This window comes from Paracidovorax anthurii (assembly GCF_003269065.1).
Classification (GTDB): domain Bacteria; phylum Pseudomonadota; class Gammaproteobacteria; order Burkholderiales; family Burkholderiaceae_C; genus Paracidovorax; species Paracidovorax anthurii.
Window position 1 is genome coordinate 1 of record NZ_QLTA01000020.1, and the last position, 13,432, is coordinate 13,432.

The 13,432-nt window shown below is 65.5% G+C and carries 10 protein-coding genes; 5 read left to right on the forward strand and 5 right to left on the reverse strand.

From position 1 onward, the window contains the following. The 4 genes from AX018_RS11530 to AX018_RS24775 form a co-directional block, all read right to left on the reverse strand. The coding region (locus AX018_RS11530; protein WP_211322416.1) for a transposase domain-containing protein at positions 1-239 on the reverse strand (239 nt) is incomplete at its 3' end. A 34-nt stretch (positions 240-273) separates the two neighbouring features. Then, on the reverse strand, positions 274-1,203 hold the full coding sequence (locus tag AX018_RS11535) for an ATP-grasp domain-containing protein (RefSeq protein ID WP_111877430.1): 930 nt from the start codon (positions 1,201-1,203) through the stop codon (positions 274-276). Between the two features lie 6 nt (positions 1,204-1,209). Further along, entirely contained in the window at positions 1,210-2,436 is a 1,227-nt protein-coding gene (locus AX018_RS11540; RefSeq protein ID WP_111877431.1) for an MFS transporter, read from the reverse strand. Between the two features lie 194 nt (positions 2,437-2,630). Then, the gene (locus AX018_RS24775; RefSeq protein ID WP_146749292.1) at positions 2,631-3,512 is read right to left on the reverse strand and encodes a LysR family transcriptional regulator; all 882 of its coding nucleotides are present in this window, start codon (positions 3,510-3,512) and stop codon (positions 2,631-2,633) included. A gap of 192 nt (positions 3,513-3,704) precedes the next feature. On the opposite strand from AX018_RS24775, the gene AX018_RS11545 reads away from it, so the two are divergent. From AX018_RS11545 to AX018_RS11565, 5 genes are all read left to right on the forward strand, one after another. Continuing rightward, positions 3,705-4,889, forward strand: a complete 1,185-nt coding sequence (locus AX018_RS11545; RefSeq protein WP_170146233.1) for a sulfotransferase — start codon at positions 3,705-3,707, stop codon at positions 4,887-4,889. Between the two features lie 78 nt (positions 4,890-4,967). Next, positions 4,968-5,948 (forward strand): SGNH/GDSL hydrolase family protein, encoded by a 981-nt coding sequence (locus AX018_RS11550; protein ID WP_211322417.1) that lies wholly within the window; start codon positions 4,968-4,970, stop codon positions 5,946-5,948. A 118-nt stretch (positions 5,949-6,066) separates the two neighbouring features. Further along, a complete protein-coding gene (locus AX018_RS11555; RefSeq protein WP_170146234.1) occupies positions 6,067-8,232 on the forward strand; it encodes an iron-containing redox enzyme family protein in 2,166 nt (721 codons plus the stop codon). Then, positions 8,233-10,056 carry a carbamoyltransferase family protein gene (locus tag AX018_RS11560; RefSeq protein ID WP_111877435.1) on the forward strand — a complete coding sequence of 608 codons (1,824 nt, stop codon included), beginning with the start codon at positions 8,233-8,235 and terminating at the stop codon, positions 10,054-10,056. A 221-nt stretch (positions 10,057-10,277) separates the two neighbouring features. Beyond that, positions 10,278-11,516 carry a cystathionine gamma-synthase family protein gene (locus AX018_RS11565; protein WP_111877436.1) on the forward strand — a complete coding sequence of 413 codons (1,239 nt, stop codon included), beginning with the start codon at positions 10,278-10,280 and terminating at the stop codon, positions 11,514-11,516. A gap of 63 nt (positions 11,517-11,579) precedes the next feature. Here AX018_RS11565 and AX018_RS11570 read toward each other — a convergent pair whose 3' ends face one another. Next, positions 11,580-13,412: an ABCB family ABC transporter ATP-binding protein/permease gene (locus AX018_RS11570; protein ID WP_111877437.1), complete on the reverse strand. Its 1,833-nt coding sequence runs from the start codon at positions 13,410-13,412 to the stop codon at positions 11,580-11,582. Positions 13,413-13,432: the final 20 nt, after the last annotated feature.

Here is a 13,432-nt window from a genome sequence, read left to right on the forward strand (position 1 = left end):
AGACTTAAGGACAGCTGCTGCACCACCTGCCACATCGGCAGTTGCCGATATAGCGACAAACCGATGACCAGCCAGATGGCGTGCTCGGCTGGAAGCTTGCGCCTGCGGATGCTGGCCTTGCCGCTGGCGGCAAGGGCTTGGGTGATCCACTCGTTGTCGATCAACTGCGCCAGCTCCCCCAGGCTATCGTTGGGGGCTTGTTGCAGGGTTTGGGTCAGGGTGTTTTCGAGCAGGCGCAAAGCAAAAAGGGAACGTGTTGCACACGTTCCCTTTTTAGCTCCCATCAGACTTCCAAGGGCTTATCTGACTGGCATTGCCCATGATCCGGGGGTTCACCTCCACCAGCACCGGGCCGTGCTCCCCCTGGATCAGCTCCACATGGAAGATGCCCAGGTCCAGCCCCAGGCTGCGCACCACGGTCAGCGCATAGTCCTTCAGGCTCTCGGCGGTGGCCTCCCCCACCGGGGCCGGAATCGTCGTGCCCAGTTCGACCGAGGGGTCCACGCTGCAGCGCTTGCGCCAGGACAAAGCCATGGCCCTGTAATCGCCGCCAGCGGCCGCGATCTCCACCGAAAACAGCGGCCCGGTCGCATACCCCTCGATCAGGGTCTGTTCCGACAGGGTCTCGATCACTCCCTCCGGCACGTCCAGATCGCGGTCGAGCGAAGCGAAATAGGCGCGCATCTGTTCCGGCGCCTCGATCTTCGCGGTCAGCAGGCTGGCCGCGCCGCGTTTGGGCTTGGCGATCACCGGGTAGCCGATTTCCGAGGCACGGGCCAGGGCGCTCTCCAGATCGCCGACCAGCGCAAAGGGAACGGAGCGGATGCCCCGCTCGGCGATGTGGGCACGGCAGGCGGCCTTGTCCTGGGCCAACGCCACGGCATCGGGACGGGTGCCCGGTACACCGAGGCGGGCGGCGCAACGCGCCACCACATGCGTGCAGAAATCCAGCACCGTGATCACCGCATCCAGCTGGCCGTTGCGCTTCAACTGCGACAGGGCCCCCATCAGCTCCTCCTCGTCCAGCGACGATTCGATCTGGACCACCTGATCGCAATACTGCGGGTCACCAGTCATCTCGACCCCCTGGATGAACGCAGCGAACCGATTCGAACGCACGAAGGTCACGAAATGCCCCGCCTGCCTGGCTGCGCGCAGCGCCCCCAGGCCGACCATGTTGCTATCGACGAAAACAATGTGCATGGAGTCTCATCCTTCCTGAGGTCTTTCACTGGCTCGCGGCGTGTGCAAACGCAGATTCATCAGATGCACCCATCCGGGCACGGCAAGGGCAGCCACGATGGCAATGGCCACGACGGTGCCAAGGCCCGTGCGATCCACCAGCCAGCTGCCCAGCAACGAGAAAACAACCATGGAACCCACGGCCCATGCATTGGCATCTGCCACGATCCGGGCCATGCGCTCCGAAGGGGCGGCGGTGATGATGTGGCGCAGATGGACGCAGAACGCGATCTCGAACAGGCACGCGAACAGCGCGTAGAGCGCCAGCCCGGGCACCTGTGCCGACATGAAAGGCAGGGGGATCAGGCTGACCAGCACCAGCAGGTGCAGAAACGGGCCGGCGGCGGCATAACGCCCACCGGAGATCACGATCCGCGCGGCCACGAATGCACCTGCAATGTAGGCAAGGTTGGTTAGCATCTGTACCAGGGCAATGCCGGATTCGCGCATTCCCAGTTGCGACACCGGAAAGGCCGATCTGGCAATGTTGTGAAAGCCCTGGTAGAGGCAGACTGCCGCGACGAAGTACACGATGGCCGCGCGTAAGCCCGGATCCAGAGGAAAGGCCCTGCCCTTGGAGCCCTGGGTGGCCGCAGGCTTCGCCCCCGCCGGCAAGGAAAGATAGACCCCCGCCGCCGCCAATTGCATCAGGCCGCACATGAGCAGCACGCCAGGCAAGGACAACCGCTCAAGCAGCAAGGCACCGCAAAGCGCCCCCATCCCTCCGCCCGCCAATGCCGCCGTGTTGTAGTACGAAGCGGCGCGGTCCAACGCCCGCCCCTGGAAATAGCCCTTGAGCGCCACGGTGCGCGAAACCTTGGACAACGCATCGAAGGCGCCCTTGACCAGCAACAGACCGATCAACCACCCCACCTGTTCGAGCCACACGGACACAAGCGGCAGCAGCAGCGTGCCGCCCACCTCACAGAACACCAGCAGCGCGCGTGCGGAGTGGCGTGCCACCGCCGCCTTGATGAGCGGCAAGGCCAGCACCGCCGGCAGCCATTGGGTCAGTACCACCGTGTTGGCCGCAAACGCGGAGCCCGTGCTGGCGAACACTTTCGCCGACAAGGTCATGAGCAGAAAGAACGTGGCCGACGCCGCCAGGAAAATGGCGACCCAGATACGCAGGAACAGCAAGCTGCCCTGGGTCAGGTCCGCGATGCGTGCGTCGTCTGCGCTCGGGTCGTTCATAAGCCATCCATGCAGCCTTGGCGCCGAAGAGGATGGCGCGGCCTGCTGTTTCTTTTGTCATGCGGCACCCGGCAAGTGCTGCCTCCCCCGGCCCGGCCAGCGCCGAACCCCGAGTCCGCTGGAACCAGCGCGAGCGGAACGGAAAAAAGAATAGCACCAGGTCACACGGGAACAGCCCGCAAAAAAGCAGAACCTCAACCGCACATTTGAGACAAGGAACGCTCCTGGACCTGCGCGCCCTCCGGCGTGATGTCGGCGCACACCTGCACCACCCAGTCCATGACCACCCGCACGCGGTCGAGCCTGCGAAGGTCCGAGTGCACCACCAGCCACAGTTCACGGACCAGGGGAGGCCGGTCCACATCGGTGCGCACCAGACCGTCGATACGGTCCCCGACCACGGTGGGCAGCAGCGCACGCCCCAGACCCGCCAGAGCCCCTGCCAGCAGGCCTTCGCCATCGTTGACCCGCACCACGGATCGCGGCGATCCCTCCTGCATCAGGCGCTGCGTCCACTCCACTTGCGGCAGCATGTCCATGCCGGTGCCATAGGTGAGCCAGGGCAAGCTGCGCGCATCGGCGCCCCGCAGGCTATAGACCGCATAGTGCAATTCGCCCACCTTGCGCGTGACGGCCCGGACGCCATCCATGGGCCGCGCCAGCCGCAATGCAATGTCGGTCTCGCGCCGGGCCAGACTCAGCACCCGGGCATCCGCCACGAGATCCACCTCCAGATGCGGGTGCCGCCGCACCAGATCAGGCAGCAAAGGAATGAGCACTCTGTTGACCATGAGCGGCACGGACGTCAGGCGCACCGTGCCTGCGATGCGGCTGTCGGCATCCCGGATGCAGTCGGTAGCGTCCTGAACCACCGACTCGATGCGCTCGGCGCGCTGCACCAGCGCATGCCCTGCCTCGGTCGGCGTGACTCTCCCGTGCTTGCGATCGAAAAGACGCGCACGCAGACGCTGCTCGGCGCAACCCACCTTGCGCACCACGGTGCTTTCGTTGACATGCAGCAGGCGCGCGGCTTGGGCGAAAGAGCCGGCACGGGCCACAGCCAGGACGATTCTCATGTCGTCCCAATCCTCTTTGTTCACCGATCCCTCCTGTCCCGCAAAGCTCCTCTATGCGAATGCATTTTTGCACACCCACTTCCGCAAATCCACAGAGTGGAAAATCAAACAATTCTTCCTATCATCCCGGACCTTCCGGCCTGCATCACTGCAGGGCCGAACGTCAACCGTCTATGGACAGGGAGAAGCAGTTTGGTCACCTTGGTCATTGCCCTGCTGGTTTTCGCGCTGTTGTGCGCCTGTAGCCCCTTCCTCGTCTGGCGCTCTTACTTCGCCGTCGTGAAGGCCGTGGTCACGAGCCCGCACCTCGACGCGCGCAGCCGGTTCAGCATGTTCAGGCATCTGGTTGCAGAACTGCTGGTCCAGCCCCTCTTCACGCTGCTGTGGATTGGCGACGAAATGCTCTGGCATGGCTACCGCAAGGCCCGCGTGGCGCCTCCGGTCTTCGTCATGAGCCAGCCACGCAGCGGCACGACGTTTCTGCTGCGCACGCTGGCCTCCGACGAACAATCGTTCTTCGTGCTCAAGCACCTGGACTGGCGGGCGCCCTTCATCGGTTTCTGGAAACTGATCGATGCACTGGGATTGCGCGAACGCCTGGAGCGCATCGATTACTGGCCCGACACCGAGATCGGTCGCCTCGCATCAAGGATGCACTTCCACAACCTGGGCAGCGTGGAAGGGCATGGCGTCTTCTTCGAGGAGAGGATGTACCACCACTACTTCACCTTCCGGCGCTTCCCCCTGCCCGAAGTGCTGCAGCAAGTCGATGGCGTGGATGCACTGACGGAAGGAGAGCGGCGCAAGCTGGTCCGCGCCCTGAGACAGGCCGTGCAGAAAGCGGCCTACTACCGCGGGGCAGGCCGCTTCTGGCTGACGAAGGAAAACGAGAACGTGGACCTCTTTCGCCTGGTGTACGAGGCCTTTCCCGATGCGCGTTTCCTGACGATCGTGCGCGAGCCCCAGGCCTTCGTCAGCTCCTATATCCGCATGTCCGACTCCTGTACCACGCCCAAGCATGGCCAGGACCCCAACACCATTCCGGGCTGGTACAGCGCCAACATGGCATTTCGCAGAAACCAGTGCGACAAGCACATGCAGTTCTGCCGCGAACTGGAAGCCCGTGGCGCTATCACCTACGTCACGTTCGATCAATTCACGAGCGACGTCGGAAAGGCTGCAGCCGACATCTACGAGCGGCTGCAGATACCGATGGGGGACGCATTCGCGGCACACCTGCAGGAGCTGCAGAAGAAGCAAAACGCTCGGGACCGGGGCTATCTCAACCCCCAGGCCGACGACCGGGATTTCGACGCCTATGCGGACTTCGTCGTGCGGGTGCAGCAGCAGTCCCAGCGCACTGCCTACACCCCTTGAATCATCCAGCCCCTCTCGATCCGCAACGCTTTTCACGTCCCGATACCGATGAGTGCACGTTCCCGACTCACGCCCCAGATGGCCGCCTATGCCGAGAAATTCGCCGACAGCGGCGATGTGCGCTGGATGCCCTACCTGATGTATTTCCACCCGGCCAGCCATCGCAGTCCCGTGGTCAATACCGATGCCAGCGGCTTTCGCCACGCCCCGCAGAAAGGCGAGAACCTGTCGGTGCATGGCTTCGATCGATCCCGGCCGGTGCGCCTCATCGCGGGCAGTTCCACGGTCTTCGGCATCGGCGCCAGTTCGGACCACTGGACGCTGGCCTCCCGGCTCGGGGAAAACGATCACAGGGCCGAGCCATGGCTGAACTTCGGGGGACGCAGCTTCAACTCCACGCAGGAGTTGCTGCTGTTGGTCCTGAATCGCCACCAACTACCTCCGGTCCGGGAAATCGTGCTGTTCTCCGGGTTCAACAACCTCGGGCTGGCGCGGCTGCCCGGGCGGCTGCGCGGCGAGCACGGTGCATTCTTCAATTGCGGCGAGTTCTTCGAGGCACTGCCCCCCGCCAAAACCCCGGGTCTGCGGGGCCTGGGCCAACGCCTCTTCGGAACCCAGCCGGCAGGAGCTGAGGACGACGAAGCCCCTCCATCCCTCGAAGCGCAAGTGGCCTATGCCGCAGAACTCACGGTCCGCCATCTGCACATCTGGAACCTGATCGCGCGTGAACTGCAGGCCCGGCTGACCTATGTCCTGCAGCCGCTGTCGGGTTGGGTGCGATCGCAGGGCTGCACGGAGGAAGAGGCGCTGTTCGCGGAACTGGACGAGGTCGGCCGCTTCACGGAGGTCTATGGAGACATTCTGACTTCCGACGTATGCCACCGTTACGCAGATGCACTCGCAGCCGCCATGGCACCACTCGATGTGCGCTTCATCAACCTCAGCCCCGAACTGTCGAAGAGACTGCCCCCCGACCAGTGGCAGTTCGTGGACCGCATCCATTTCACCGACGAAGGGCACGACATCGTTGCCAGGCTCCTGCTGGAGCTGCTTCACTGACTCCCACCAGAAAGGACCGACACCATGAAGCTACTGAAAAAGCTGTTCTCCCGTTTCCTGCGCCGCAAAACCAAGAAGCGGGATGCATCCATCTACCCCATGTTCTGAGGTCGGATGCATGCCTGAGTTTCGCGAGTGGTATCGCTTGGCTTCCCACTGCGAAGCATTTCTGGAAGAGCACGAGATCATTCGTGTCATGCAGGCGGTCGCACCACCCGCCCCGGGCAGCGGCTCCGTGGAAGTGGCAACGCTGCAGGCATGGAGGCTCGAACGCACTCAGGCCTGGAACGATGCCTGGGCAACGCTGACGCCTCCGTCAGCGCGCGAGCGCTTCGTCCAGGCCCTGCTCCTGCAGTCCGCCCCACTGGGATTGATCCTGGGCGCGTGGCTGCAAGGCATGAGCGCACCGGGCGTCTGCGAAGACCCCGGCCAGTTGGCATTGCTTTCGCTGCTGGCCGACGATCTGGGCGTGGGACGACCGCACGGCGCACGCCGTGATGCGTTCCGCAGTCTGCTGGAAGTCGGCCATCAACCACTTCACGGTGGCTCGGCAGGTGCGCTCCTCCAATGCCATGGCATCGACGACGCCATGTTCGCGTGGCCGGCATCGCTGCTTGCGATGAGCCGGCGCAGCGACGTGTTCCATGCCGAGCTCTGCGCCGTGGACTGGGTGCTGCGCAACGTTGGCATGCTGCCCGCCTGGAGCCCGTTGCGCGCGCACTGGCCCCATCGGATCGACTGGGAGCGGCTGGACCTGGCGTGTTCCGGAGATGGCCGGGTGGTGGCCGATCCGCTCGCCTGCTCGGATCGCGTGGCAGTCGCCATCCAGGCCTCCAGCGACACGGCGGCACGATCCTTCCAGCGAGGAGCGCACTGGACGCTCCAGGCGCTTCAGGCCTGGGACGCGGCCTTGCTGGCCTGGAGCGTGGCCTCGGCGGACATCCACCAATCCATGGCCCGGCTGGTGCAGTGCAAATCCCGCGAGGCAGCGGTTTATCACCAGACCCGCCCCCTGGGGGGCTGTCCGCTGTCGCAGCGCTTCCAGCAGGCCCAGGCCAATCCGTTCCCATTGGTGGAGGATCTGGCCCAAAGCCGTTTCGTGCGACCGGGCCAGCCCGCCAGAAGTCCGCTTGTCACGGGGCTGGTCAGTCCGCGCGGCCCCATGTTCGGTATTTTTCCGCAGCATGAACTGGATCTGCTGCGCGAGTGGGTCAGCAATCTGCCTGCGGCAGCCATATCGGGCACTGCGGATTCTCCGTTGGTGCGCTCCACGCAGCGGGGGCCGGCCCCGCCCTGCCCGGTCGGACCCGATCGCCCACCCCAGGCATTGCGCCTGCACCTGCGCGAGGCCTACTTCCTGCTGCAAGGACGGGCAATGGAGCCAGCCCTTCGCGAATGGGCCGTCGCCTGCGTGCGGGAACGCCTGCACCAGGCCACGCGCAGCCCGCGCCCCGGTGAGAGGGACCTGCCGGCCGCATGGCAGCCCGGCACCCTGCGCCCCTGGCTGCTCGACCAGCATGACCTGCACGGCCGGGCCTATGAGCAATCCAGCAGCAAGGCGGTCACCGTCACCCGGGAGGACGTCATCGAATCCACGCTCCAATTGGCACCGTTGATACTGATCGACGGCGCCTGGCTGCAAGGCTTCACCGACACCGCCCTGGCATGCAGCGAGACCGGAGCGCCGCTGTTCGCCACCTATTGGGACGAATTGGGCAACGGCCAGGTCGCCCTCAATCACCCTCGCATCTACCGCGATTTGCTGGCATCGATGGATGTCCGCCTGGCCCCCACCGGCTCCTGGGAATTCGCCACCGACCCACGCCTGGCCGAGGCGTCCTTCGAACTGCCCGTCTACTGGCTGTGCCTGGGCAAGCTGCCCGCCATGTTCCTTCCCGAGATCCTGGGCATGAACCTGGCAATGGAGTTGTCCGGCGTCGGCGACGGCTATCGCGATGCGCGGCGGTTTCTGGCCGCACATGGCTTCAGCACACAGTTCGTGGACCTGCACAACACCATCGACAACGTCGCCACGGGCCACTCGGCATGGGCCGCGGAAGCCATCGAGCACCATATGCGCAACGCCATGCACACGGGCGACAGCGCATGGATCGCCGCACAGTGGCAACGCGTGCGCGCGGGATATGCCTCGCTGGCGAAGATGCCCGAGTCGCGCAGCCAGCGCCTGCTCCGGGGCCTGGGCTCGCTGTGGGGCCGCTCCAGGCCTCCCATGCAGCCCACCCGGCCGCACCACCACCCGGCCCCCTCTCTGGAGAACGCATAGATGAGCAAGTATGTCCTGGGCGTCTCCGCCTACTACCACGACAGCGCTGCCGCGCTGGTCCGGGATGGCCGCATCGTTGCGGCGGCGCAGGAGGAGCGCTTCACGCGCGTGCGGCACGATGCGGCCTTCCCGGCCCATGCGGTCCGCTACTGTCTGCAGGAGGCGGGCATTTCCCTGGAGGAAGTGGATGAAATCGCCTATTACGAAGATCCCAAGGTCAAGTTCTCGCGGATGCTGGCCTCGTTCGCGGATGGAGGAATGGCGGGGCTCAACGCCTTCATGCGGGTGTTTCCCGAATGGATGCGCTGGAAACGCGACGCGCTCTCGCAGGTACGGCAGGAACTCGATGCCCTCGACCTGGGGTCCGTGGGCCCGCTGACGGCATCGCCCCACCATCGTTCGCACGCGGCCAGCGCGTTCTATCCCTCGCCGTACCCTCATGCTGCGGTGCTCTGCATCGACGGCGTGGGGGAATGGCAGACCACATCGATCTGGCACGGCCGGGACCGGTCGCTGGAGCTCGTCAACTCCATCTCGTATCCGCATTCCCTGGGGCTTCTCTACTCCGCCTTCACCTACTACTGCGGCTTCAAGGTCGACTCCGGCGAATACAAGCTCATGGGCCTCGCGCCCTACGGCCAACCCATTTATGCCGGGCTGATCCGCGACCATCTGATCGACCTGAAGGCCGATGGCTCGTTCTCGCTCAACCTGCGCTACTTCGAATTCCTGCGTGGCCAGCGCATGGTGGGCCATGCCTTCGAGGAACTGTTCGGCATGCCGGTGCGCGACCCGGAAGCACCGCTCGAACAGAGGCACTGCGACCTCGCGGCGTCCGTGCAGAAGATCACCGAAGAGGCCGTGCTCCGGCTGGCGCGCGCCGCAGCCCGCCACACGGGAGAGCGCAGGCTGTGCCTGGCCGGCGGCGTGGCCCTGAACTGCGTGGCCAACGGCGTGCTGAGCCGCAGCGGGTTGTTCGATTCACTGTGGATCCAGCCCGCCGCCGGCGACGCTGGCGGCGCGCTGGGTGCCGCGCTCGACGTCGCCGTCCGCACCTCCGGGCGGCCCCACCTGGCCCAGGGCACCGACGCCATGCACGGAGCGCTCCTCGGCCCGGAGTTCTCCCCCGAGACCATCGGCCGCTATCTGCAAGACCAGGGCTACCCCTTCGAAAAGCTGGAGGGCGATGCGCTCCACGACGCGGTTGCCCGGGAACTGGCCGCCGGTGCCGTGGTCGGCTGGTTCCAGGGGCGCATGGAGTTCGGGCCGCGCGCGCTCGGCGCGCGCTCCATCATCGGAGATCCACGCAACGCACAGATGCAGCGCACGATGAACCTGAAGATCAAGTTCCGCGAGTCGTTCCGCCCGTTCGCGCCCGCCGTGCTGCAGGAAGACGCCGCCACGTACTTCGAAATCGACCAGGAGAGCCCGTACATGCTCCTGGTGGCGCCTGTCTCGCAGCAGATACGCACCGCAGGAGCATCCGACGGAGGCCTGGGCTCCATCAACGAAGTGCGTTCCCAGTTGCCGGCGGTCACGCACGTGGATTTTTCCGCACGCGTGCAGACGGTCACCGATGATGCCAACCCGGTCTTCGCGCGGCTGCTGCGCAGCTTCAAGAAGCGCACGGGTTGCCCCGTGCTGGTGAACACCTCATTCAACGTACGCGGCGAGCCCATCGTCTGTACGCCCGCGCAGGCCTATGCCTGCTTCATGCGCACCGCCATCGATATCCTGGTGCTCGGCCCCTATCTGCTGCGCCGCGGCGAGCAGCCCGAGTTCATCGAGGAAGCCGACTGGCGAGAAGCCATTCCGCTGGACTGAGAAAGCACCGCTCCATCATGCCCCTGAAGATATACGCCCTCATCGTTTTCATTTTCGTGCTGTGGCCGCTGGGCTGGGTACGGAGGACCACCGGTCGGTCTCCCTTCGTCGCGCGCCGGGACCCCCAGTCGGCCTGGGACCAGAGCTTCGGCCCGGACTCCCGCGGTCGATGACCTCCTTCCCGGCCCCATCCCCCCGTTTCACATCTCTGTCTAGCCTCCATGGAACAACAACAAGGCCTCACCACCCGCATCGTCCACGCAGACCGGCATTTCGGCGTGGAACACAGCGCCATCCGGAAGCCCATCCACACCTCCGTTCAGTACGGCTTTGACCGTGTGGAAGACCTGATCGGCGTCTTCCAGGGCACGGTGAAGAATGCCTTCAATTACGCGCGCACCGGAACACCGACCACGGCAGCGCTCGAATCCAAGCTGACCCGGCTGGAGCAAGGTTTCGGCTCGATCTGTTTCGCCTCGGGCATGGGCGCCATCGCAGCCGTTTTTCTGACCCTGCTGCGGGCCGGCGACCACCTGGTATCCAGCCGCTATGTCTTCGCGGGCACGAACAGCCTGTTCGGCACCCTGCGCGACCTGGGGGTTGCCGTCACGACGGTGGACAGTTGCGCGGCCGCCAACGTGGAAGCCGCGCTGCAGCCCACCACGCGCATGGTGTTCGTGGAAACCATCGCCAACCCCGGCACGGAGGTTCCCGATCTGCAGGCCATCGGGGAGCTGTGCCGCCGGCGCGGACTGCTGCTGGTGGTGGACAACACCATCACCTCGCCAGCGCTTTTTCTCCCGCGCAGTATCGGAGCGGGTCTGTCGATCAACTCGCTGAGCAAGACCATCGGCGGCCATGGCGCGGCCTTGGGCGGCGTCGTGACCGATACCGGCGAGTTCAACTGGGAAACCTATCCGAACATCGCGCAGGACTACCGGCGCGGCGACCCCCGCCAGTGGGGCCTGCAGCAGATGCGCAAGAAGGCGCTGCGGGACATGGGGGCCTCGATGTCCTCGGAGGCTGCGCACCAGATCGGCATCGGTGCCGAGACTCTGGCGCTGCGGGTGTCCCAGACCAGCGCCACGGCCTTGACCCTGGCGCGCTATCTGCAGGCCCACCCCGCCGTCAAATGCGTCAAATACCCCTGGCTGGAAGACCATCCGCAGCACGCCATCGCCAAGCGCCATTTCAGCGCGGGCTCCTGGCTCCTGTCCTTCGAGCTGCACGACCTGGACGCCATGCTGCCGGCGCTGAACCGGCTGCAGGTGATCACGCGGGCCACGGGCATGGGAGACACGCGCACGCTGGTCATCCCGGTGGCGCCCACGATCTACTGGGAAGCCGGCCCCGAGGTGCGGGCCTCCATGAACATCGGCGAAGGCCTGGTGCGCATGTCGGTCGGACTGGAGGAGCCGCAGGATCTTCTGGCCGATTTCGAGCAGGCACTACCCCGCTGACGGGCAGCGGCCGGGGACAATTCCACCCAGTGGCGGGAAGCCGAAAAGCGCCGGAGCATTGCTCTACGCGTCCCGCGCGTCTGCGCTTTGCTGAAGCGCCCACATGCCGGCATAGCGGCCGCCCATCGCCAGCAACTGCGCGTGGGTGCCGCGCTCGACGATCCGGCCCGCATCCATGACCAGGATTTCGTGCGCATCCACCACGGTGGACAGGCGGTGCGCTATCACGAGCGCCGTCTTGTTGCGCGCGATGCCTTTCAGCTCGGCCTGGATGGCGCGCTCATTCGCCGAGTCGAGTGCCGAGGTGGCCTCATCGAAAACCAGGATGGGCGGATTCTTGAGCAGGGCGCGCGCAATGGCCACACGCTGCTTTTCCCCGCCCGAGAGCTTCAGGCCGCGCTCTCCCACCTGCGTGGCGTAGCCCTGGGGGCTGCTGGCGATGAAATCGTGGATGCGCGCAGCCTGCGCCGCCGCTTCCACCTCGTCCTGCCCGGCCCCGGGCCGGCCATAGGCGATGTTGTAGGCCATGGTGTCGTTGAACAGCACCGTGTCCTGCGGCACGATGGCGATGGCTTTGCGAACGCTGTCCTGCGTGACGTCGCGCAGGTCTTGCCCCCCGATGGTGATGCGCCCCCGCTGCACGTCGTAGAAGCGGAACAGCAGCCGCGCCAGCGTGGACTTTCCGGAGCCCGATGCGCCCACGATGGCCACGGTCTTTCCGGCGGGGATTTCGAAGTCCACCCCATGCAGAACCGGACGGGCAGGCTCGTAGGCAAAGTGCACGTCCTCGAACCGCACGGCGGGCGGCAGCTCGCGCAGGGCCAGCGCAGGCGCCTGCGGGGCGTCGCGCACTTCGCGCTCGCGGTCCATCAGCGCGAACATCCGGTCCAGGTCCGTCAGGCTCTGCTTGATCTCGCGGTAGATCACGCCGAGGAAATTGAGCGGGATATAGAGCTGGATCATGAAGGCATTGACCATGACCAGATCGCCCAGCGTCATGCGCCCATCGGCCACGCCCTGCGCCGCACGCCACAGCATGGCCACCAGGGCCGTGGCGATGATGAGTTGCTGCCCCGCATTCAGCAGCGACAGGGATGTCTGGCTTTTCACGCGGGCGTGGCGCAGGCGCTCCAGGCTCTCGCCGTAGCGCCGGGCCTCGAAGGCTTCATTGTTGAAGTACTTGACGGTCTCGTAGTTGAGCAATGAATCCACCGCCCGGGTGTGGGCGGCGGAATCGAAGGCGTTGGCTTCGCGGCGGAAGTGCGTGCGCCACTCCGTCAGCAGGACCGTGAAAAGAATGTAGAGCGCCAGGGCGGCCAGGGTGATCCAGGCGAAGCCCATGTCGAAGCGCGTGCCCAGGACGCCCAGCACGAGGAACACTTCGACCAGCGTCGCGCCGATGTTGAACAACGTGAACGAGATCAACGACTCGATGCCGCGCACGCCGCGTTCGATGTCGCGCGTCATGCCCCCGGTCTGCCGCTCCAGGTGGAAGCGCAGACTCAGCGCATGCAGGTGCTCGAACGTCTGCAGGGCGATCCGGCGCGCGGCGCCCTGCGTCGCCTTGGCGAAGACGAGCTCCCGCAGTTCCGTGAATACCGAGGTGCACAGGCGCAACAGGCCATAGGCCGCCAGCAGCGCGACGGGCACCACGATGGCGGTGGATGCATGGCCGGGCGGGAGCGCCATGGAATCGACGATGCGCTTGAGCAGCAGCGGCACCCCGACATTGGACAGCTTGGCGACCACCACGAAGGCCAGGGCCGCGAAGACCCGCCAGCGGTAGTGCAGAAGATAGGGGATGAGACGGCCCAGCGCGGCCCTGTCGCCGCGCGCACTGGCGGCATTTCCGGCGGGATTCGGTGCAATGGAGGGGACATCGCCGTGGGGGCGCATGGGGGAGAATCCCGGTCGTT